Origin of the sequence: Geodermatophilus sp. CPCC 206100 (assembly GCF_048569675.1) — a bacterium.
Taxonomy (GTDB): Bacteria; Actinomycetota; Actinomycetes; order Mycobacteriales; family Geodermatophilaceae; genus Geodermatophilus.
The window spans coordinates 24,425-45,678 of sequence record NZ_JAQISV010000007.1 but is presented as its reverse complement, the minus strand read 5'-3'; the positions used below and the strand labels follow the sequence as shown (position 1 = coordinate 45,678).

19 protein-coding genes are annotated in these 21,254 nt (G+C 74.9%); 2 read left to right on the top strand and 17 right to left on the bottom strand.

Annotated elements, in window-relative coordinates; genetic code table 11:
* Nucleotides 1–614: 614 nt before the first annotated feature.
* The 5 genes from PGN05_RS03640 to PGN05_RS03620 all read right to left on the bottom strand — a co-directional run bounded on the left by PGN05_RS03640 (nt 615) and on the right by PGN05_RS03620 (nt 6,577).
* Complete coding sequence (locus PGN05_RS03640; protein ID WP_419751160.1) at nt 615–1,706, bottom strand: pyridoxal-phosphate-dependent aminotransferase family protein; 1,092 nt, start codon at nt 1,704–1,706, stop codon at nt 615–617.
* A 32-nt stretch (nt 1,707–1,738) separates the two neighbouring features.
* Complete coding sequence (gene aspS / locus PGN05_RS03635) at nt 1,739–3,526, bottom strand: aspartate--tRNA ligase (protein ID WP_419751159.1); 1,788 nt, start codon at nt 3,524–3,526, stop codon at nt 1,739–1,741.
* Nucleotides 3,527–3,550: 24 nt separating this feature from the next.
* Nucleotides 3,551–4,531, bottom strand: coding sequence for an aldo/keto reductase (locus PGN05_RS03630; protein ID WP_419751158.1), 981 nt, complete (start codon nt 4,529–4,531; stop codon nt 3,551–3,553).
* An 8-nt stretch (nt 4,532–4,539) separates the two neighbouring features.
* Entirely contained in the window at nt 4,540–5,802 is a 1,263-nt protein-coding gene (gene hisS, locus PGN05_RS03625) for a histidine--tRNA ligase (RefSeq protein WP_419751157.1), read from the bottom strand.
* A gap of 79 nt (nt 5,803–5,881) precedes the next feature.
* On the bottom strand, nt 5,882–6,577 hold the full coding sequence (locus tag PGN05_RS03620; protein WP_419751156.1) for an MBL fold metallo-hydrolase: 696 nt from the start codon (nt 6,575–6,577) through the stop codon (nt 5,882–5,884).
* Nucleotides 6,578–6,743: 166 nt separating this feature from the next.
* Here PGN05_RS03620 and PGN05_RS03615 point away from each other — a divergent pair, with 166 nt between their 5' ends.
* Together PGN05_RS03615 and PGN05_RS03610 are read left to right on the top strand one after the other, a co-directional pair.
* On the top strand, nt 6,744–7,556 hold the full coding sequence (locus PGN05_RS03615) for a peptidylprolyl isomerase (RefSeq protein ID WP_419751155.1): 813 nt from the start codon (nt 6,744–6,746) through the stop codon (nt 7,554–7,556).
* Nucleotides 7,553–8,272 carry a peptidylprolyl isomerase gene (locus tag PGN05_RS03610; protein WP_419751154.1) on the top strand — a complete coding sequence of 240 codons (720 nt, stop codon included), beginning with the start codon at nt 7,553–7,555 and terminating at the stop codon, nt 8,270–8,272. Before PGN05_RS03615 ends, PGN05_RS03610 begins: the two co-directional genes overlap by 4 nt.
* A gap of 23 nt (nt 8,273–8,295) precedes the next feature.
* Here the strand turns inward: PGN05_RS03610 and PGN05_RS03605 are convergent, their stop codons facing one another.
* The 12 genes from PGN05_RS03605 to PGN05_RS03550 all read right to left on the bottom strand — a co-directional run bounded on the left by PGN05_RS03605 (nt 8,296) and on the right by PGN05_RS03550 (nt 21,249).
* Nucleotides 8,296–10,770, bottom strand: coding sequence for a RelA/SpoT family protein (locus PGN05_RS03605; RefSeq protein WP_419751153.1), 2,475 nt, complete (start codon nt 10,768–10,770; stop codon nt 8,296–8,298).
* 89 nt (nt 10,771–10,859) lie between these two features.
* A complete protein-coding gene (locus PGN05_RS03600) occupies nt 10,860–11,447 on the bottom strand; it encodes an adenine phosphoribosyltransferase (RefSeq protein WP_419751152.1) in 588 nt (195 codons plus the stop codon).
* On the bottom strand, nt 11,444–12,808 hold the full coding sequence (gene secF, locus PGN05_RS03595) for a protein translocase subunit SecF (RefSeq protein WP_419751151.1): 1,365 nt from the start codon (nt 12,806–12,808) through the stop codon (nt 11,444–11,446). Before secF ends, PGN05_RS03600 begins: the two co-directional genes overlap by 4 nt.
* Nucleotides 12,805–14,421, bottom strand: coding sequence for a protein translocase subunit SecD (secD, locus tag PGN05_RS03590; protein ID WP_419751150.1), 1,617 nt, complete (start codon nt 14,419–14,421; stop codon nt 12,805–12,807). Before secD ends, secF begins: the two co-directional genes overlap by 4 nt.
* 14 nt (nt 14,422–14,435) lie before the next feature.
* Nucleotides 14,436–14,789 carry a preprotein translocase subunit YajC gene (gene yajC / locus PGN05_RS03585; RefSeq protein WP_419751149.1) on the bottom strand — a complete coding sequence of 118 codons (354 nt, stop codon included), beginning with the start codon at nt 14,787–14,789 and terminating at the stop codon, nt 14,436–14,438.
* 163 nt (nt 14,790–14,952) lie between these two features.
* Entirely contained in the window at nt 14,953–16,080 is a 1,128-nt protein-coding gene (ruvB, locus tag PGN05_RS03580; RefSeq protein WP_419751148.1) for a Holliday junction branch migration DNA helicase RuvB, read from the bottom strand.
* Nucleotides 16,077–16,718 carry a Holliday junction branch migration protein RuvA gene (ruvA, locus tag PGN05_RS03575; protein WP_419751147.1) on the bottom strand — a complete coding sequence of 214 codons (642 nt, stop codon included), beginning with the start codon at nt 16,716–16,718 and terminating at the stop codon, nt 16,077–16,079. The genes ruvB and ruvA overlap by 4 nt, the downstream gene beginning before the upstream one ends.
* Nucleotides 16,715–17,281: a crossover junction endodeoxyribonuclease RuvC gene (ruvC, locus tag PGN05_RS03570; protein WP_419751146.1), complete on the bottom strand. Its 567-nt coding sequence runs from the start codon at nt 17,279–17,281 to the stop codon at nt 16,715–16,717. The genes ruvA and ruvC overlap by 4 nt, the downstream gene beginning before the upstream one ends.
* A 112-nt stretch (nt 17,282–17,393) precedes the next feature.
* On the bottom strand, nt 17,394–18,320 hold the full coding sequence (locus PGN05_RS03565; protein ID WP_419751145.1) for a L,D-transpeptidase family protein: 927 nt from the start codon (nt 18,318–18,320) through the stop codon (nt 17,394–17,396).
* A 274-nt stretch (nt 18,321–18,594) separates the two neighbouring features.
* Nucleotides 18,595–19,347: a YebC/PmpR family DNA-binding transcriptional regulator gene (locus PGN05_RS03560; RefSeq protein ID WP_419751144.1), complete on the bottom strand. Its 753-nt coding sequence runs from the start codon at nt 19,345–19,347 to the stop codon at nt 18,595–18,597.
* A 182-nt stretch (nt 19,348–19,529) separates the two neighbouring features.
* Nucleotides 19,530–20,636, bottom strand: a complete 1,107-nt coding sequence (locus tag PGN05_RS03555) for a heparan-alpha-glucosaminide N-acetyltransferase domain-containing protein (RefSeq protein ID WP_419751143.1) — start codon at nt 20,634–20,636, stop codon at nt 19,530–19,532.
* Between the two features lie 64 nt (nt 20,637–20,700).
* The gene (locus tag PGN05_RS03550) at nt 20,701–21,249 is read right to left on the bottom strand and encodes a hypothetical protein (protein ID WP_419751142.1); all 549 of its coding nucleotides are present in this window, start codon (nt 21,247–21,249) and stop codon (nt 20,701–20,703) included.
* Nucleotides 21,250–21,254: the final 5 nt, after the last annotated feature.

The following is a 21,254-nucleotide window of genomic DNA, read 5'->3' as shown; positions in this document are numbered from 1 at the left end:
AGCGGGCCGACCTCGTCGTCCACTCCCGACTGCTGGCCGACCCGGACGTCGTCGTCCACCGGGGTCTGCGGGTGACCTCGGGCGCGCAGACGTACCTCGACCTCGCCGCGGGCTCCGCGCCGGAGGACCTCGTCGCCGTCGGTGACGCCCTCCTGCGGGCGGGGCACCTCAGCGCCGACCGGCTCGAGGAGCGGCTGGGTCGGGCGCGCCGGGTCCGCGGCGTGGTCCGGGCACGGGAGTGCGCACCGCTGCTGTCACCCCTCGCGATGTCCCGTCCCGAGAGCCTCGTGCGCTACTGGCTGGTGCGCAGCGACCTGCCCGACCCGCAGCCGCAGGTGGCGGTCCGCGACCGCTGGGGGCGCGTGGTCGCGCACGGGGACCTCGGCTACGAGGAGTGGGCGGTGCTCCTGGAGTACGAGGGACGCCAGCACGCGGAGCGCGACCAGTTCGGCCGGGACGTCGACCGCTACTCCCTCGTGGCCGCGGAGGGCTGGCTGGTGCTGCGGTTCGCCGCCCGCCACGTCGGGGGACCGTGGTGGTGGACCGCACGTGCCGGGCCCTGGTCAGCCGGAGCTGGCGACCGCAGGCGGCGAGCGCCGGCGGGGCGGTCGCGGTCAGCGGCCCAGCACCTCGCGCAGCGCGGCCAGGACGAGCGCGACGGTGTCCGGGCGGGCGTTGTGGCCCATCAGGCCGATCCGCCAGACGGTGGCCGCGTAGGCCCCGACGCCGCCGCCGATCTCCAGGTCGTAGCGCTCGAGCAACTCCTTGCGCACCGCGGCGGAGTCCACGCCGTCGGGCACCCGCACCGTGGTCAGCTCGGGCAGCCGGTACCCCTCGGCGGCGAACAGCTCCAGGCCCAGCTCCTCCAGGCCCGCGTGCAGCAGCCGGCCGGCCTCGAGGTGCCGGGCGTGGACGGCGTCCAGCCCCTCCTCCAGGACGCGGCCGAGCCCGGCGTGCAGCGACACGACCATCCCGGTGGGCGCCGTGTGGTGGTAGGTGCGGCCCCCGGAGCCGGCGGCCTCGCCGGCGTACCCGCCGAGCATGCCCAGGTCGAGGTACCAGCTGCGGGGCTTCTCGATCCGCCGCTCCCAGGCCCGCTCGTTGATCGTGAACGGCGCGAGCCCCGGCGCGACCCCCAGGCACTTCTGCGAGCCGGAGTAGGCGAGGTCGACCCCCCACTCGTCCAGCTGCACCGGGATGCCGCCCAGCGAGGTGACGCAGTCGGCCAGCAGCAGCGCGTCGCCCTTGCCGGCGGCCAGCGGGGCGAGGTCCGAGCGCACGCCGGTGGAGGTCTCGGCGTGGACGGCGGCGATCAGCTTCGGGGACGGGTGGGCGGCCAGCACGCGGTCGGCGTCGACCGGCTGCCCCCACTCGTGGTCCACCCGCACGACCTCGGCCCCGCAGCGCGACGCGACGTCGACCATCCGCTCGCCGAACAGGCCGTTGACCGCGACGACGACGACGTCGCCCGGGCCGACGGTGTTGACGAACGCCGCCTCCATGCCGGCCGAACCGGTCGCCGACAGCGGGAGGGTGCGGCGGTTCGTCGTCCCGAAGACCTGGCGCAGCCGGTCGGAGGTCTCGTCGAGGATGCCCAGGAAGACCGGGTCCAGGTGGCCCAGCAGCGGCTGGACCAGCGCGACGGTGGCTTCGGGGTAGGGGTTGGACGGACCGGGTCCGAGCAGGGTGCGGGCACGCAGCGGCATGCCCGCAACCTACCGGCGGACCGTGACCTGGGTTACGGCCGGATGGTGACGTCGGTGGACGCCGGCCCCGGTGCCCCGGGCTCGGCCGGCAGCGGCGGCTCCTCCGGCTGGGCGTCGATGCCGGCCTCCTTGCGCTGGGCGTCGGTGATCGGCGTCGGCGCGCCGGTGAGCGGGTCGAAACCGGCGCCGGTCTTCGGGAAGGCGATGACCTCGCGGATCGAGTCCACCCCGGCCAGCAGGGCGGTGAGCCGGTCCCAGCCGAGCGCGGCGCCGGCGTGCGGCGGCGGGCCGTAGGCGAACGCCTCGAGGAAGAACCCGAACCGCTCCCGGGCCTCCTCGCGGGACATCCCGAGGGTCTCGAAGACCCGCTCCTGCAGCTGCGCGTCGGAGATGCGGACCGAGCCGCTGGCCAGCTCGTTGCCGTTGACCACCAGGTCGTAGGCGTCGGACAGCGCGGCGGCCTTGTCCTCGGCGAACCGCTCCCGCCACTCCGGCGTGGGCGAGGTGAACGGGTGGTGCATGAACGTCCAGTCGCCGTCCTCGGTCTCCTCGAACATCGGGAAGTCGACGACGAAGAGGAACGACCACGAGCCCGGCTCGATGAGCTCCAGCCGCTTGGCGATCTCGTTGCGGGCCGCCCCCAGCAGCTCCTGAGACGAGCGGCGCTGACCGGCGGCGAAGAACACGCAGTCCCCCGGCTGCGCGCCGACGGCGGCCACGAGCCCCTCGCGCTCGGCGTCGGAGATGTTCTTGGCGACCGGCCCGCCGAGCGTGCCGTCCTCGGCGATCGTCACGTAGGCCAGGCCCCGCGCACCGCGCGAGCGCGCCCAGTCCTGCCAGGCGTCGAACGCCCGCCGCGGCTGCGACCCGCCGCCGGGCATGACGACCGCGCCCACGTAGGGGGCCTGGAAGACGCGGAAGGGGGTGTCGGCGAAGAACGAGGTCAGCTCGGTGAGCTCGACGCCGAACCGCAGGTCGGGCTTGTCCGAGCCGAAGCGGTCCATCGCCTCCCGATAGCTCATCCGCGGGATCTCCGGCACCTCGTAGGCGGCCAGCTCCGACCACAGCGCCCGGACGACGTCCTCGGCCACGGCCAGGACGTCGTCGCGCTCGACGAAGCTCATCTCGAAGTCCAGCTGGGTGAACTCCGGCTGCCGGTCGGCGCGGAAGTCCTCGTCCCGGAAGCAGCGGGCGATCTGGTAGTAGCGCTCCAGCCCGCCGATCATGAGCAGCTGCTTGAACAACTGCGGGGACTGGGGCAGCGCGTACCACTTGCCCGGCTGCAGCCGGACCGGGACGACGAAGTCGCGCGCGCCCTCCGGCGTCGAGCGGGTCAGGTTCGGCGTCTCGACCTCGACGAAGCCGTGCCGCGCCATGACCCCCCGCGCGATCCGGTTGATCTCGCTGCGCAGCCGCAGCGTCCGGGCCGGGCCCTGCCGGCGCAGGTCCAGGTAGCGGTACCGGTAGCGGACGTCGTCGGAGGCGGCCTGGTCGGTCTCGATCGGGAAGGGCAGCGGCGCCGCCGCCGACAGCACCCGCAGCTCGCTGGCGGCCACCTCGATCTCGCCGGTGGGCAGCTCCGGGTTCTCGTTGCCCTCCGGCCGCCGCCGGACCTCGCCGGTGACCAGCACGCAGAACTCGTTGCGGAGGGCGTGCGCCTCCTCCTCGCGGACGACCACCTGGACGTAGCCGGAGGCGTCGCGCAGGTCGACGAAGACGACCCCGCCGTGGTCGCGGCGGCGGGCGACCCAGCCGGCGAGGGTCACGGCAGAACCGGCGTCGGACGCCCGCAGCGTGCCGGCGTCGTGGGTGCGGAGCACGTCAGTGCCTTTCCAGGGAGAGGGTCACCAGCGGTCGTGCACGGAGGCGCGGATGCGCTCGTCGTACACGCGCTCGAGGTCGGCGAGCTGGCTGTCGGTGAGGGGCGGGAGGGAGGCGGCGGCGACGTTGCCGCGGACCTGCCCGACGGTGCGCGCGCCGGGGATGACGGCAGTGACCCCGGGCTGGTCGATGACCCAGCGCAGGGCGAACGCCGCCGTCGGGGCGTCGCCGGCGATCTCGGCGACCTCGCGGGCGGCGGCGACGCCGATCTCGAAGGGGACGCCGGAGAACGTCTCGCCCACGTCGAACGCCTCGCCGTGCCGGTTGAAGGTGCGGTGGTCGTCGGCGGGGAAGGTCGTCGACTCGTCGTACTTGCCGCTGAGCAGGCCGCTGGCCAGCGGAACGCGGGCCAGGATGCCGACTCCGGCCTTGGCCGCGGCCGGCAGCAGCTCCTCGAGAGGCTTGCGCCGGAAGACGTTGAGGATGACCTGGATGGTGGCGACGCCCGGGTGCTCCAGCGCGGTCAGCCCCTCGGCGACGGTCTCCACCGAGACGCCGTACGCGGCGATCGCCTGCTCCTCGACCAGCGCGTCGAGGGTGTCGTACACGCGCTGGTCGGAGTACACGGCCGGGGGTGGGCAGTGCAGCTGCACCAGGTCGAGGGTCGGCACGCCGAGCGTGCGCCGGGAGCGGTCGATCCAGGCGCGCAGGTTCTCCGGCGTGTACTGGGCGGCCTCGAACGGGTCGGCGCGGCGGCCGGCCTTGGTCGCCACGAACGGCCGCTCCGACCGCGCGGCCAGCGCACGGCGGATCCGCTCCTCCGAGCGCCCGTCGCCGTAGACGTCCGCGGTGTCGAGCAGGGTCACCCCGGCGTCCAGGGCGGCGTCGAGCACCTCGGCGGCGCTGTCGTCGTCGACGTCCCCCCAGTCGCCGCCCAGCTGCCAGGTGCCCAGGCCGACGACGCTGACGTCGGCCCCCGTCCGACCGAGCGGTCGCTGCTCCATCGTGGAAGTCACTTCTCCACACTCGCACGCAGCCGCTCGTACAGCTCACCCACGGGGACGGCGGTCTGCTCGCCCGTGCGGAGGTCCTTGAGCTGGCCGACCCCCTGCGCGAGGTCGCGGTCGCCGATGACCACCGCGTGCGTGGCCCCGGAGCGGTCGGCGGCCTTCATCGCGCCCTTGAGCCCGCGGTCGCCGTAGACGGTGTCGGCCGAGATCCCGGCCGCGCGCAGCTGCCCGACCAGCCGCACCGCCAGCCGCTTGGCCTCGGCGCCCAGCGGGACGACGAACGCCTGCACCCCGGCGACCGCCCCGATGTCCAGGCCCTCGGCCTGCACCGCCAGCAGCGTCCGGTCCACGCCCACGGCGTAGCCGATGCCCGAGACGTCCGGGCCGCCGAGCGCCGCCGACAGGCCGTCGTACCGCCCGCCGCCGCCGATCGCCGACTGCGCCCCCAGCCCGTTGTGCACGAACTCGAAGGTCGTCTTCGTGTAGTAGTCCAGCCCGCGCACCAGCCGCGGGGCCTCGGTCCAGGTCACGCCGAGGTCGGTGAGGTGCTGGCGGACGGCGTCGTAGTGCGCCCTGGTCGAGTCCGACAGGTGGTCGACCATCAGCGGGGCGTCGTCCAGTTGCGCCTGCACCTCCGGCCGCTTGTCGTCCAGCACCCGCAGCGGGTTGATCTCCGCCCGGCGGCGGGTCTCCTCGTCGAGGTCCAGCTTCTCCAGGTGGGCGACCAGCAGCTCCCGGTACTGCGGGCGGCAGGTGGCGTCGCCCAGGGAGGTGAGCAGCAGCTCGAAGTCGGTCAGCCCGAGGTCGCGGAAGCCCTGCACCCCGAGCGCCACGACCTCGGCGTCCAGCGCCGGGTCGTCGACGCCGAGGGCCTCCATGTCGACCTGGGTGAAGTGCCGGTAGCGGCCGGCCTGGGGGCGCTCGTAGCGGAACGCCGACCCGACCGTCCACAGCTTCACCGGCAGTGCGCCGGTGTGCAGCCGGTGCTCGATGAACGCCCGCATCAGCCCGGCGGTGAGCTCCGGGCGCAGGGTCAGCGAGCGGCCGCCGCGGTCGTCGAAGGTGTACATCTCCTTGGTCACGACGTCGGTCGACTCGCCCACGCCGCGGGAGAAGACCGCGGTCTCCTCGAACACCGGCGTCTCGACGTAGCCGTAGCCGGCCCGGCGCAGCGGCGCGGTGAGGGTGTCGCGGACGGCGAGGAAGCGCGCCGAGTCCGGCGGCAGCGTGTCGAACGTCCCCTTCGGCGCGGTCAGGCCGCTCACAGCGCCCTCCGTTCGACTCCGGGCTCGTTCCGCTCCTCGGTCGCTGGCGCTCCCTGCGATGCTCGCTCCCCCGTCGTCTTCACAGCCCCCGCTCCCTCGGTGCCGCGCCCGCACCCGCAGCCGCCTCGGCCAGGTACGGGTTGGTCGCCCGCTCGCGGCCGATCGTGGTGGCCGGCCCGTGCCCGGGCAGCACCACGGTCTCGTCGTCCAGCGGGAGGACGACGTCGCGCAGCGACCGCAGCATCGCCTCCCACGAGCCGCCGGGCAGGTCCACCCGGCCCACCGAGCCGGCGAACAGCACGTCGCCGGCCAGCAGCCCCGGGGCCTCGCCGAGGTCGAGCGAGAAGACCACCGAGCCCTGCGTGTGGCCGGGCGCGTGCCGGACGGTGAGCTGCACGCCGGCCAGCGACAGGACGGCGCCCTCGTCCAGCGGCAGCACGTCGGCCGGGTCGGGCAGCTGCAGGCCGGTGATCAGGGGGGCGAGCTGCGGCCCGTGCCAGCGGGCGGGGTCGGCGAGCATGCCGCTGTCGGCCGGGTGCAGGTAGGCGGGGATGTCGTAGCCGTCGCAGACCGGCAGCACCGAGAAGGTGTGGTCGAGGTGGCCGTGGGTCAGCACGACGGCGACCGGCTTGAGGCCCTCCTCGGCCAGCATCCGGGCCAGCGGCTCGACGGCGTCCATCCCGGGGTCGACGACGACGCACTCCTGCCGCGGCCCGGTGGCGACCGCGTAGCAGTTGGTGCCGAACGCGCCGGCCGGGAACGAGCGGATGAGCACCCGTGCAGGTTACGCGGGGCCCGCTCGCCGCTCCGGGCCTCTCCGGGTTCAGGGAACGGCCAGGGTCGCCACCTAGACTCGCGGATCGACCAGCGGTGCGTGGCCGCGCCCTCCGGCCGTCCGCCGCGCACCGCCGCAGCACCCGCCCGTCCGAGGAGTACGACCCGTGCCCAGCAACAAGCAGCGGCGGCAGGCCGCCCAGCGGCGCCTGCAGCGCCAACTCGAGCGTCGCGCCGAGCTGGCCCGCAAGCGGCGGCGCAACGTGCTGATCGGCGTGACCGCCGTCGCCGTGCTGCTCGTCCTCGGCGCCGTCTGGCTGATCACCGGCATCACCGGCGACGACCCGGCCGACCAGGACACCGCCGCGGCCCCGACCTCCGCCGGTGCCCCCGTCGTCGACGGCAGCGACGGCACCTGTGACTTCACCCCGGACTCCTCCGGCAACCCGAACCTGACCGACGTCGGGACGCCGCCGCCCGAGGTGACCCCCACCGGGACCGCGGCGCTCACGATGACCACGAACCTCGGCCCCATCGGTCTCTCGCTGGACCGGGCCGGCGCGCCCTGCGCGGCCGCGAGCTTCGTCTACCTGACCGAGCAGGGCTTCTTCGACGGCACGGTCTGCCACCGCGAGACCGACAGCGAGGGCCTCAAGGTCCTGCAGTGCGGCGACCCGAGCGCCACCGGGTCCGGCGGCCCGACCTACGAGTTCCCGACCCAGGTCACCGGCGATGAGACCTACCCCCGCGGCACCCTCGCCATGGCCAACAGCGGCCAGGGCACCGACGGCAGCCAGTTCTTCCTCGTCTACGGCGACAGCCAGCTCTCGCCCGACTACACCGTCGTCGGCACCATCGACGAGGCCGGGCTGGCCACGCTCGACACGATCGCGGCCAACGGCAACGACGCCAGCAACGGCCCCGGTGACGGCGCCCCCACCCAGGAGGTCCGCATCGAGTCGATGACGGTCGCGGCGTGACGGTGCGACCGCGGTCCGCGGCGGGGCTGGTCGCAGCCGTGCTGCTCCTGGCCGGCTGCTCCGACAGCGAGCCCGGGTCCGATCAGCAGGGCGGCGCGGACGGCGGCGCCGGCGGTGGCGGCGGCACCGGCTCGGGGGCGACGACCGGGTGCGACTGGTCGGCCAACGACTCGGGCAACCCCTACCTGATCGACGTCGAGCCGCCGGCCGACGACGTCCCGGCCACGGGCACCACCGACCTGCTGATGTCGACCAGCCTCGGCGACCTCACGCTGACCCTCGACCAGCAGGCCACGCCGTGCGCCGCCGCGAGCCTGGCGCACCTCGCCGAGCAGGGCTTCTTCGACGACTCCCCCTGCCACCGGCAGGTCGACAGCGCGGGCCTGCAGGTGCTGCAGTGCGGCGACCCGACCGGCACCGGGGCGGGCGGGCCCACGTACACCTTCCCCACCGAGGTCACCGGCGAGGAGACCTACCCCCGCGGCACGATCGCCATGGCCAACAGCGGCCAGGGCTTCGACGGCAGCCAGTTCTTCCTCGTGTGGGGCGACAGCCAGCTGCCGCCGGACTACACCGTCGTGGGCACGGTGGACGACGCCGGGCTGGCCGTCCTCGACGTGGTGGCGGCCAACGGCAACGACGGCTCGATGGACCCCAGCCCCGGCGGTGGAGCGCCCAGCGTGCCGGTGACCATCGAGTCGATGACCGTCGCGTAGCGGCCCGAGGACGGGGTCCTCTCTCAGGCGGTGACGCGCTCCACGTCGAAGACGCCGTCGACGTTGCGCACCGTCTGCAGGACCGCGCCCAGGTGCGCCGGGTCGGCCAGCTCGAACGTGAACCGGCTGACCGCCACCCGGTCGCGGCTGGTCTGCACCGACGCCGACAGGATGTTCACCCGCTCGTCGGCCAGCGCCTTGGTGACGTCGGAGAGCAGCCGGTGCCGGTCGAGGGCCTCGACCTGGATGGCCACGAGGAACACCGAGCCGGGCTGGCTGGCCCACTCGACCTCGACCAGCCGCTCCGGCTTGCGCTTGAGGTCCTCGGCGTTGGTGCAGTCGGTGCGGTGCACGCTCACCCCGCCGCCCCGGGTCACGAAGCCGAGGACGTCGTCGCCCGGCACCGGGGTGCAGCACTTGGCGAGCTTGGCCCACACGTCGCTCATGCCGTGGACGACGATGCCCGGGTCCCCGCCGGCCGACCGCCGGTGCACGGGACGACGGGCCGGGATGGCCGTCTCGGCGATGTCCTCGACGGCGCCCTCGGTGCCACCCAGGGCGGCGATCAGCTTCTCGACCACCGACGCGGCCGAGATCTGGTTCTCCCCGACCGCCGCGAACAGCGCGGTCACGTCGGAGTGGCGGAGGTCCTTGGCCAGCGTCGACAGCGCCTCGCCGCCCAGCAGCCGCTGCAGCGGCAGCCCGGCCTTGCGCATCGCCCGGGTGATGGCCTCCTTGCCGGCCTCGACGGCGTCCTCGCGGCGCTCCTTGGTGAACCACTGGCGGATCTTGGTGCGCGCGCGGGAGGAGCCGACGAAGGACAGCCAGTCCTTGGAGGGCCCGGCGTTCGGCGACTTGGAGGTGAAGATCTCGACGACGTCCCCGTTGTTCAGGGTGCTGTCCAGCGAGACGAGGGTGCCGTTGACGCGGGCGCCGATGCACCGGTGGCCCACCTCGGTGTGCACCGCGTAGGCGAAGTCGACCGGGGTCGAGTTGCCCGGCAGGCTGACCACGTCGCCCTTGGGCGTGAAGACGAAGACCTCCTGCGGACCGAGGTCGTAGCGCAGGGTCTCCAGGAACTCCCCGGGCTCCTGCGCCTCGCGCTGCCAGTCCAGCAGCTGGCGCAGCCACAGCATGTCGTCGGGCGCGCCGGCCTTGGCGCCGCCGAACTCCCCGGCCGCGGGCTTGCCCCCGGCCCGCGCCTTCTCCTTGTACTTCCAGTGCGCGGCGATGCCGTACTCGGCGGTGCGGTGCATGTCGTGCGTGCGGATCTGCAGCTCGACGGGCTTGCCCTGCGGGCCGATCACCGTGGTGTGCAGCGACTGGTACATGTTGAACTTCGGCATCGCGATGAAGTCCTTGAACCGGCCCGGGACCGGCTGCCAGTGCGCGTGCATGATGCCCAGCGCCGCGTAGCAGTCCCGGACCGAGTCGACGAGGATCCGGATGCCGACGAGGTCCCAGATGTCGGCGAAGTCGCGGCCGCGCACGATCATCTTCTGGTAGATCGAGTAGTAGTGCTTGGGCCGGCCGGTGACGACGGCCTCGATCTTGGCGGCCTTGAGCTGCCCTTCGACGGTCGAGGTGACCTCGGCGAGGTAGGTGTCGCGGGACGGCGCGCGCTCGGCCACCAGCCGCACGATCTCGTCGTAGCGCTTGGGGTAGAGCGTGGCGAACGCGAGGTCCTCGAGCTCCCACTTGATGGTGTTCATGCCCAGCCGGTGGGCCAGGGGGGCGAGGATCTCCAGCGTCTCGCGCGCCTTCTTCTCCTGCTTCTCCGGCGGGAGGAAGCGCAGGGTGCGCATGTTGTGCAGCCGGTCGGCCAGCTTGATGACCAGCACCCGGGGGTCCCGGGCCATCGCGACGATCATCTTGCGGATCGTCTCGGCCTGGGCCGCGTCCCCGAGCTTGACCCGGTCGATCTTCGTGACGCCGTCCACCAGGTGGGCCACCTCGGGCCCGAACGCCTCGGTGATCGACTCCAGCGTCTGGCCGGTGTCCTCGACGGTGTCGTGCAGCAGCGCGGCCACCAGCGTCGTGGTGTCCATCCCGAGCCCGGCCAGGATGGTGGCGACCGCCAGCGGGTGGGTGATGTAGGGGTCGCCGCTCTTGCGCTTCTGCGCGGCGTGCGCGCTCTCGGCGACGTCGTAGGCGCGCTGCAGCAGCACCAGGTCGGCCTTGGGGTGGCTCTGCCGGTGCAGCGCGGCCAGCGGCTCCAGGACGGGCCGGACGATGCCGCTGCGCTGGCCGGCCACGATGCGGCGGGCCAGCCGGTCGCGGACCCGGCGCCGCGGCGTGCCGTGGGCGTCCTGCTCGCCGGGCGGCTCCGACCCGACGTCGTCGGGCCGGCGTACCACCGGCCGGCTGGGCAGCGGAGGCCGGTCGGCGGGGCCCGGCGGTCCCGCGGTCCCGGTGCCTGGCGGTCCGGCGGTGCCGGCGGGAAGGGCCGGGGCATCGGCCCGCGTGGCAGCCACGTTGGTGGCGGCGTCGGGGCCCATGGCGACTCCTGCAGGCCGGAGGAGGGACGACCTCTCCATGCTAGTCGGGCCGCGTGTCCCCGCAGCGCAGCCCGCCCGCCCGGGCCCCGTCAGGCGGTCCAGAGGGCGTGCACGGTGTGCGGCGCGACCCGCTCCCGGCCACCCAGCGCGACCAGCTCGATGACCACGGAGACCGCCGTCACGACCCCGCCGAGACCCTCGATGAGGGAGACCGCGGCGGCCAGCGTCCCGCCGGTGGCCAGCACGTCGTCGACGAGCAGCACGCGCTGCCCCGGCCGGATGGAGTCGGTGTGCAGCTCGAGGGTGGCCGTGCCGTACTCCAGCGTGTAGTCCGCGGACAGCCGCTCCCGCGGCAGCTTGCCGGCCTTGCGGACCGGCACGACGCCGACGCCCGCCTCCAGCGCCACCGCAGCGGCCAGCAGGAAGCCACGGGCCTCGACGCCGACGACGACGTCGAAGCCCGCGTCGCCGTCGGCGGCCATGGCCGCGGCCCGCGGGTCGACCAGGGACGGCGCGGCCAGGCTCTGGACGATCCGCCGGAAGACGGGACCGTCGGCGAACACCGGCGTCAGGTCGCGGAAGACCACGCCGGGGCTCGGGAAGTCCGGGACGTCGACCGCCAGCCCGGCGATCAGCTCGTCCAGCGGCGGCGTGCCGCCGACGGCCGCGTCGCTCACCGACGCTTCTTGCCGGGACCGCCCGGGCCGCCGGAGCGACGGGCGGCCGGCCGCTGCGGCCGGGCGCCCGGGCGCGGTGCCGCCGTCGCCCCGCTGCGCGGCTCGGGCCGGACCGACTCCGGGGACTCGACGACCACGTCGGCCGCGGCCGGACCGAGGTCGACCTCCCGCTCGGCGAGAGCCACACCGGCCGCGCCGCCGGCCGCGGACCGGGCCCGCCGGGCGCTGGCCACGGGTGCGGGGCCGGCCGCCGGGTGCCCACCGCCCTGCCGGGCCTCCGACGAGCGCCGGGCGAGCACCCGCTTGCGCAGCGCCTGCACCCCCGGCTCCCGCTCCTTGAGGTCGGCCACGATCGGGGTGGCCAGCACGATCGAGGAGTACGTCCCCGCGGCCAGGCCCACGAACAGCACCAGCGCGAGGTCCTTGAGGGTGCCGACGCCGAGCAGGCCGGCGCCGACGAACAGCAGTCCGGCGACCGGCAGCAGCGCGATGACCGAGGTGTTGATCGAGCGCATCAGGGTCTGGTTGACCGCGAGGTTGGCCGCCTCGCCCCACGTCATCCGGGCGCTGCGGTCGAGGTCGCGGACGTTCTCGTCGACCTTGTCGAACACCACGACCGTGTCGTAGAGGGAGAAGCCGAGGATGGTGAGGAAGCCGATGACCGTCGACGGGGTGACCTCGAAGCCGATCAGCGAGTAGACGCCCGCCGTCACCACGATGTCGTGCACCAGCGCGGCCATCGCGCCGATCGCCATCTTCGGCTGGAAGCGCACCGCCAGGAACAGCGTGACGGCCACCAGGAACACGATCAGGGCGAAGATCGCCTGGTCGGTGATGTCGTTGCCCCACTCGGCGCTGACCGACTCGGGGCTGACCTGGCCGGGATCGATGCCGGCCGCCGTCGCCACCGCGTCGACGACTGCGCGCTCCCCGTCGTTGTCGAGGGCCCCGGTGCGGAGCAGGACCGTGTCGCCGCCGACGACCTGCGCGCTGGCCACGTCGGCGCCGGCGTCCTCGGCGGCCTCGCGGATCTCGGTGAGCTGCTGCTCGGACGCCGGCAGCCGGAAGCTGTTGCCGCCGGCGAAGTCGATGCCGAAGTTGAAGCCCCGGAAGACCATCGACAGCAGGCACAGCAGCACGACGACAGCCGTGATCTTGTAGATGAGCCGGCTGTGGCCGACGACGTCGAGGCCGGCCTCGCCGTTGTAGAGCCGGTGCCCGAGCCCCGACAGGCGGCCGCGGTGCCGGCGCGCGGCCGGGTCCGGGGCACCCTCCCGGGGCAGCCCGGCATCGGCCAGGGCGGCCTCGCCGACGGAGGTCGCCGGCTCCTCCTCGGGAGTGGTCGCGTCGCCGCGGGTCATGACTGGCTCCTGTTCGTGCTGCCGGCGCCGACCAGCTCGCGGCCGCCGGCCGACCGGGTCCGCTCCGTCCGGCGGGTGTGCTCGACCCGGCCCAGGCCCGAGAACCGGCTGCTCCCGAAGGACCGGAACCGGGACAGGACCTCCATCAGCGGGTGCGTGAAGAGGAAGACGACGACCAGGTCCAGCACGGTCGACATGCCGAGGGTGAACGCGAAGCCCTTCACGTCACCGATGGCCAGCCAGTAGAGGATGGCCGCGGCCAGGAAGCTGACCGCGTCGGCGGAGAGGATCGTGCGCCGGGCCCGCACCCACGCGCGCGGCACGGCCGACCGCAGGGTGCGGCCCTCCCGGATCTCGTCCTTGAGCCGCTCGAAGTAGACGACGAACGAGTCCGCGGTGATGCCCAGGGAGACGATGAACCCGGCGATGCCGGCCAGGCTCAGCGTGAAGCCGATCTGCCGGCCCAGGACGACGAGGACGCCGTAGACGACCACCGCCGAGAGCACGAGGCTGGCGATCATGACCAGCCCGAGGAGTCGGTAGTAGAGCAGCGAGTACAGGAAGACCAGGGCGATGCCGAGGGCGCCGGCGATCAGGCCGGCCTGCAGCTGCTCCTCGCCGAGCTCGGTCGAGATGGACTGCGCGGTCGCCTGCTCGAAGGTGAGGGGCAGCGCGCCGTAGCGCAGCTGGTTGGCCAGCTGCTCGGCGCCGGCCTGGTCGAACTGGCCGGTGATGGTCGTCTGGCCGTTGATCGCGCCTTGGATGGTGGGCGCCGAGACGACCCGGCCGTCCAGGGTGAAGGCGACGTTCTTGCCGACGTTGGCGGCGGTGTAGGTCGCCCAGGTCTCCTGGCCGGTGGCGTTGAAGTCCAGCAGGACGACCCACTCGCCGGTGGTCTGCTGCGTGCCGGCGCTGGCGTCGACGATGTCGGTGCCCTCGAGGATCGCGGGCCCCAGCAGGTACTTGAACTCGCCGTCCTCGGAGCAGACGGCGACGTGGTCCTCGGAGCGGTCGACCGCCTGGTCGCCCTCCCCGCCGCAGGCGAGCGACAGGTACTCCTGCTGGGCCTGCTCCTCGGTCACCGGCGGGGCGTCGGGGTCCAGGGCGGGGTCGGCGACGGCGCCGTCGGAGGGGGCCGGCGCCGCGGCGTCGGTCGGCGCGGCGGCGTCCGTCGGCTCGGCGGCGTCCGTCGGCTCGGCGGCGTCGGTGGGCTGCGCGCCGTCCTCGGCCGCGGCCGCCGGCTCGGGCCCGGCCAGGACCGGGCGGAAACGCAGCTGGGCCGTCTGGCCGAGCTCCCGCGCCTGGTCGCCGTCGTCCCCGGGGACGGAGATGACGATGTTGGTGTCGCCCTCGGTGACCACCTCGGCCTCGGCGACGCCCAGACCGTTCACCCGCTGCTCGATGATCTGCCGGGCGAGCTCGAGGTCCTCGGGGGCGGGGGCGGCGCCGTCCGGCGTGCGGGCCGACAGCGTCACCGTGGTCCCGCCGCGCAGGTCGAGTCCGAGCTGGGGGGTCCGGGTGTCGCCGGTCAGGAAGACCAGCGTGTAGAGGACGGCGACGATGAGCAGGAAGGCGCCGAAGTACCGGCGCGCGGGGAGTTGGCGTTGGGCCACGGGGGTGCTCCGGGTCAGTGGGCGCGGTCGGCCGGGCCGCCGTCGGCCGGGCCGGTGGCGTCGTCGCCCGGCACCGCCGGGCCGGCGTCGGCGGTGGGGCCGGCGACCGCGGGCTTGCGGACCTCGAGGATGGCCTGCCGGGCGAAGGTGACGACGACACCCGGGGCGATCTCCAGGTCGACGGTGGCGTCGCCGAGGGCGACGACCGTGCCGTGCAGCCCGGCGGTGGTCATCACCGGGGCGCCCGGCGTCAGCGACTCCTGCATCGCCTGGGCCTGCGCCGCCACCCGCTTGCGCTGCCGGGCCGGCAGCACGATGAGCAGCACGAAGGCCAGGGCCAGGAGGACGAGCGGGAAGTACTGCTCCACGACTTGTGTGCCTCTCTACCGCGCGTGCGTGCCGCGGTGGGTGCGGTCCGGGACGGGACCGCTCGGGTGCGTCGGCTGCGGCGCGCAGGGACGTCCGGGCACGGCGACCGGCGGGGACGCGCGCGGCCGCGGCCGGACGGGTTGCGCGCCAGCGCTCCGCAGTCTAGGCGTCGAACAGCGTCTCTGACGACGATACCGGGGCCTGTGGGTCGGCTGTGACCCGCCCGAGGGGAACGCCACCCCGCGGCAGGGGCTGGCCCAGGTGCCGCCAGGCCGCCTCGGTGGCGACCCGGCCACGGGGCGTGCGGGCCAGCAGGCCGGCACGGACGAGGAACGGCTCGCACACCTCCTCGACGGTGTGCGGCTCCTCCCCCACCGCGACGGCCAGGGTGGCCACGCCCACCGGCCCGCCGCCGAAGCGCAGCACCAGCGCCTCGAGGACGGCGCGGTCCAGGCGGTCCAGCCCGAGGTGGTCGACGTCGTAGAGCGCCAGCGCGGCCTGGGCGACCTCCCGGGTGACCCGCCCGTCGGCCTTGACCTCCGCGTAGTCGCGCACCCGGCGCAGCAGGCGGTTGGCGATGCGGGGGGTGCCGCGGGAGCGGCCGGCGATCTCGACCGAGCCCTCCTCGCTGAGTTCGACGCCGAGCAGCGCGGCGCTGCGGGCCAGGACCTGCATCAGCTCGGCCGGCTCGTAGAACTCCATCTGCCCCACGAAGCCGAACCGGTCACGCAGCGGGCCGGTGAGCAGGCCGGCGCGGGTGGTGGCCCCGACCAGGGTGAACGGGTGCAGCTCCAGCGGGATGGCCGTGGCGCCGGGCCCCTTGCCGACGACGACGTCGACCCGGAAGTCCTCCATCGCCATGTACAGCAGTTCCTCGGCCGGACGCGCGATGCGGTGGATCTCGTCGATGAACAGCACGTCGCCCGGGCCCAGGTTCGACAGCATCGCGGCGAGGTCGCCGGAGCGCTCGATCGCCGGCCCACTGGTGATCTTGACCGCCGTCCCGAGCTCCGAGCCGATGATCAGCGCGAGGCTGGTCTTGCCCAGCCCCGGCGGGCCCGACAGCAGCACGTGGTCCGGCGGCCGGCCGCGCCGCTTGGCCCCCTCGAGCACGAGGTCCAGCTGGCGGGCGACCTTCGGCTGCCCGATGAAGTCGGCCAGCGAGTGCGGGCGCAGCGCCGACTCGACGACCCGCTCCTCGTCACCGGCCCGCGGGTCGACGGCGTCGTCGGGCCACCGGCCGGTCCCGGCGTCGGCGGCCGACAGCCCGCGGTCGAAGGGGCTGCTCACGGCCGGCCCAGCATCCGCAGCGCCTGGCGCAGGAGCACGGCGACCTCGACGGCACCGGAGGCGGCGAGCTGCTCGTCGGCGACCGGGGCGAGCTGGGCGACGGCGGTGTCGGCCTCCTTGCCCGTCCAGCCCAGCCCGACCAGCGCGGCCGACAGCTGGTCGCGCCACGGCGCCACGGGCGTCACCGACGGCAGGCCGGCGGGGGCCCCCGCGCCGTCGAGCTGGGTGTCGGTCGTCGTGGACCCGAGCCGGTCGCGCAGCTCGAGGATCAGCCGCTCCGCGCCCTTCTTGCCGATGCCGGGCACCTGCATGAGCGCCTTGACGTCGGCCATCGACACCGCCCGGCGCACCTCGCGCGGCGGGTGGATGGCCAGCACCGCCTGGGCCAGCCGGGGCCCCACGCCGTTGGCGGTCTGCAGCAGCTCGAACAGCTGGCGCTCGTCGTCGTCGGCGAAGCCGTACAGCGTCAGGGAGTCCTCCCGGACCACCAGGCTGGTCGACAGCCGGGCGCCCTCCCCCACCTGCAGCCGGGCGATCGTGCCCGGCGTGCACTGCACCGACAGCCCGATGCCGCCGACCTCGACCACCGCGCCGTCGGGCGACACCGCGGCCACCCGGCCGCTGACGCTGGCGATCACCGGGACACCCCGGTCCAGCGCGGCAGCGTGGTGGAGCGCACCGGCGCGCCGATGCCGCCGGCCAGCGCCGCGACGCGCAGCCGCTGCTGCGCCGGGCCGCGCCAGGCGTGGCAGACCGCCAGCGCCAGCGCGTCGGCGGCGTCGGCGGGCTTGGGTGGGGACGCCAGTCCCAGTACCCGGGTGACCATGAGGGTGACCTGCTCCTTGTCGGCGCGGCCGCTGCCGGAGATGGCGGCCTTGACCTCGCTGGGCGTGTGCCAGGCGACCGGCCGGTCGGCCTGCGCCGCGGCCAGCGCCGCGACCCCGGCGGCCTGGGCGGTTCCGGTGGCGGTGCCCTTGTTGCTCTGGGTGAACACCCGCTCGATCGCGACGACGTCCGGCCGGTGCTCCCGCAGCAGGGCGGTCACCGCGGTGTGCAGCTCCAGCAGCCGCAGCTCCAGGTCGAGCTCCGCGGCCGTGCGGACGACGCCGACGCCGACCGCGACCGGCCGGGCACCGGGCCGCCCGTCGACCACACCCCACCCGCACCGGGTGAGGCCCGGGTCGATGCCGAGCACCCGCATGGTGAGACCCTCCCGCCGCCGAACTGGTGTTCGACTGCCACGGTAACGGTCCCCGATCCGGGGCCCCGAACGCAACACGCCGTCGGCCCCGTCCGGGGCGCGCGGTCCTCCGTCAGCCGACGCCGATGGCGATGCGCGGGGCCGCCCCCGCGTCCAGCCACTGCAGCACGGTGCGCAGGCTGCCCCGGTCGATCGCGACGCACCCGGCGGTGGGCGCGCCGTTGGTCACGTGCAGGAAGAACGCCGAGCCGGCGCCGGGCGTGCCGCCCCGGTTGTAGTCGATGACCACGGCGGAGTCGTAGACCGCGCCGGCCGCCTGCAGGTTCTCCGAGACCGACTCGTCGAACGGGCAGCCGCCCGCGGCGCAGCGGGCGTGCTGGTTGTAGAGCGGGCTGCCGACGTCGGACACCCACCAGTCCTGGTCGTCCACCACGCGGTAGGGCAGTCCGCTGCCCGGGTCGGGGGCGCGGCCGAACGCCTCGCTGAGCCCGAAGGTGCCCGCCGGGGTCCGCGTCGAGCTCTCGCTGGCCGCACCGACACCGGCCGAGCCCAGGCGGGCGCGCACCGGCCCGAGCACCGCCGTCCAGCCGGAGGGCCCGCGCTCCCAGGCGGTCAGCTGCGCGGTGGTGGCGCCGGACGAGGCGGCCACCACGGTGACCACCTGCGTCGAGCCGCCGGGGTCGACCCCCAGCGGCAGGGCCGGGGGTGCGGGGGGAGCCGCGGGGTCGGCGACCTGCGGGTCGGCCGGGCCGGGCCCGTCCGCCTCCGGGACGGCAGCCGCGGGAACGGCCGGCGCGGGGGCCGCGGGCCGCGCGGCGGCCGGGCGGGGCACCACCCCGACCGCGGGCCGGTGGCCCACCGGCTCCCCGGTCGTCGAGGCGGCCGTGGTCAGCTCCCCGGCCGACGGGGCCGCGCCGGCGGCCGCCGAGGCGGACGCCGGTGCTGCCGTCCCCTGCGGAGCGCCGGTCACCAGCAGGAGGGCCGCGAGGACGGGGAGCAGGGCCGCGCGCCGGCCCGCCACCCCCCGCGCACCCGCCACGGGCCGGACGCTAGGCGGCTCCGGCGCCCGGAGCGGTCACCCGCCGGTGCGTCTGTGGCGCCCGGGACTCCCGGTGCGGATGGGCGTCAGCCGACCTCGTCCACGCGTCGTCCACGCGTCGTCCACGCGTCGGCTTCCGCCCCCGGTCCGCTCCTCGCTCGCTGGCGCTCGCTGCGATGCTCCCGGCGGCGTCAGCCGACCTCGTCCACGCGTCGGCTTCCGCCCCCGGTCCGCTCCTCGCTCGCTGGCGCTCGCTGCGATGCTCCCGGCGGCGTCAGCCGACCTTCTCGAGGACCTCGTCGGACACGTCGTAGTTCGCGTACACGTTCTGCACGTCGTCGCAGTCCTCGAGGGCGTCGATGAGCCGGAAGACCTTGGCCGCCGCCTCCTCGTCCAGCTCCACGGTGACGCTGGGCACGAACCCGGCCTCGGCGGAGTCGTAGTCGATGCCGGCGTCCTGCAGCGCGGTGCGGACGGCGACCAGGTCGGTCGGCTCCGACACGACCTCGAAGGCGTCGCCCTGGTCGCGGACCTCCTCGGCTCCCGCGTCGAGCACGGCCATCAGCACGGTGTCCTCGTCGACGGTGTCGGTCTTCGGCACCACCACGACGCCCTTGCGGGAGAAGAGGTAGGCGACCGAACCCGGGTCGGCCATCGAGCCGCCGTTGCGGGTCATGGCCGTGCGCACCTCCATCGCCGACCGGTTCTTGTTGTCGGTGAGGCACTCGATGAGGACGGCGACACCGCCGGCCGCGTAGCCCTCGTAGGTGATGCCTTGGTAGTCGACGCCGCCGGCCTCGGCCCCGGACCCGCGCTTGACCGCCCGGTCGATGTTGTCGTTGGGCACCGAGCTCTTCTTCGCCTTCTGGATGGCGTCGTAGAGCGTCGGGTTGCCCCCCGGGTCACCGCCGCCGGTGCGCGCGGCGACCTCGATGTTCTTGATCAGCTTGGCGAAGAGCTTGCCGCGCTTGGCGTCGATGCCCGCCTTCTTGTGCTTCGTCGTCGCCCACTTGGAGTGGCCACTCACGACTGTCCCCTCTCGTTCCCGGCGGTCCCCGGTCAGTTCGGGGTGGAAGCTGGTGGCCACCAGCACGCTGGCCGACCGCGACGATCCTACCGTCGGCCGGTCCGCCGACGACCCGCGCGGCCGGGTGCGCGGGACCGCTCCGCCCCCCGGGGGATGGCGGGTCCCCGGCCCGCAGGCGCCCGCTACGGCCCCGCGGCGCGGGTCGACGTCCAGGTCAGCAGCCGCTCCAGCGGCCCGCGGCCCAGCCACAGCCGCCACGCCGTGGCCAGCACGAGCGCGGTGATCGTGAAGCGTACCCAGTCGTCCCAGCCGGCCAGGAACGGCAGGTCCAGCCACCAGATGGCGACGATCTGCGCGGTGTAGACGGTGAGGGCCATCGCGCCGACCGCGCCCACCGGGAAGACCAGCCAGGGCACGAGGTCGGCCAGCACGAGGCACAGCCCGATGACCGCCACCGCCACCCCGGCCGAGCCCACCAGCTCGAACGGCGTGCCGCTGTGCGGCTCGGCGCCGGCGAACCAGGCGGGGTCCCACTCGTCCTCGCGCGGGAAGCCCATCTCCATGCCGCCGAGCTCCGTCCCCGGAGCCACCCGCTGCGCGCTCAGCCACCCGCCGGCGTAGCCCAGCACGGCCGCCACCGCTCCGCCCGCGACCAGGCCGGCGCGCACCCGGGCCGCGCGCAGGTCCATCCGGCCGATCGCCAGGCCGACCAGCACGAAGGTCCACCAGATCAACGCCGGGTACCAGCCGGTGACCATGAGGAAGACGAACGCCGACCGCTCCTCCTCCTGGGCCGTGGCCCACTGGCCGACCTCGAGCACGACGAAGGGGCCCACCACGGCGACCAGCCCGGCCAGCGGCAGCAGCCACCGCGGCGGCCACCGCAGGAACGGGAGCGCGAGCACGAAGAGCACCGCGTAGACGCCGAGGATGATCGCGACGAAGGTGTGCAGCAGCTCGAGGACGCCGCCGATGGCGAACACCCAGGCGGCGCGCACCAGGATCCGGGTGCGGGCCCGTCCCAGCGCCGCTCCGGTCACCGGCGTCGCGCCGCCGGACAGCAGCGCGATCGACACCCCGGCCAGAGTGGCGAACAGGATCGAGGACCGGCCCTCGACGACCGCGCCCCACGTGGACGGCGACCAGCCGAGCTCCCCGGTGCTGCCGAGGTGGGCGCCGAACATGCCGAGGACGGCGAGCCCGCGCGCGACGTCGAGCCCGGCGATCCGCCGGACCCGGTCGCGCGGCTGCGCGGCGCCGTCGACCACCCGGTCCGGCTGCACCGTCACGGCGGGGAGCGTAGGTCGTGCAGCCGGCAGGCGGCGCTCCACCGGCTCCGGCGGCGGCAGTTCCTCAGGCGCGCGGCCGGCCGGCACCCGCGGCGCTGCTGGTGAGCTCGCGCAGCCCGTCCTCGATGTCGAAGAACCGCGGCATCGGCCGGGACGCGTGCAGCCGCAGCAGGCTGGGCAGCCGCCGGGTGCGCAACGCCGAGGTGTCGCGGACCGCGTCGTTGTAGAAGCGCCGCGCCAGGCCGATCCGGGTGGCGGTGCCGTCGAGGTCGGCGCGCAGCGCGGCGGGCACGCCGGGCAGGTCGTCGGGCAGGTCCCGCAGCTCGCGGCCGAGCGCGTTCTCCGCGACCTCCCGCTCCCCGGCGTGCGAGGCCCGGGCCCTCCGCGCGGCCGCGGCCAGCCGGACCGCGCGCTCCTCCCCCACCGCGCCCGCGTGGTCGCGGGCCAGCTCGGCGGCCAGGCCGGCCCGCCGCTGCAGCTGGGTGTCGAGGGCGGTCCACGCCCGGTCGACGCGGGCCTGCAGGCGCCGCAGCCGGGTCAGGGTCCACGCCGACCAGGCCGCCAGGACGACGACGGCCCCGAGGACGAGCAGCAGCCAGACGTCGGGGGTCACGGCCG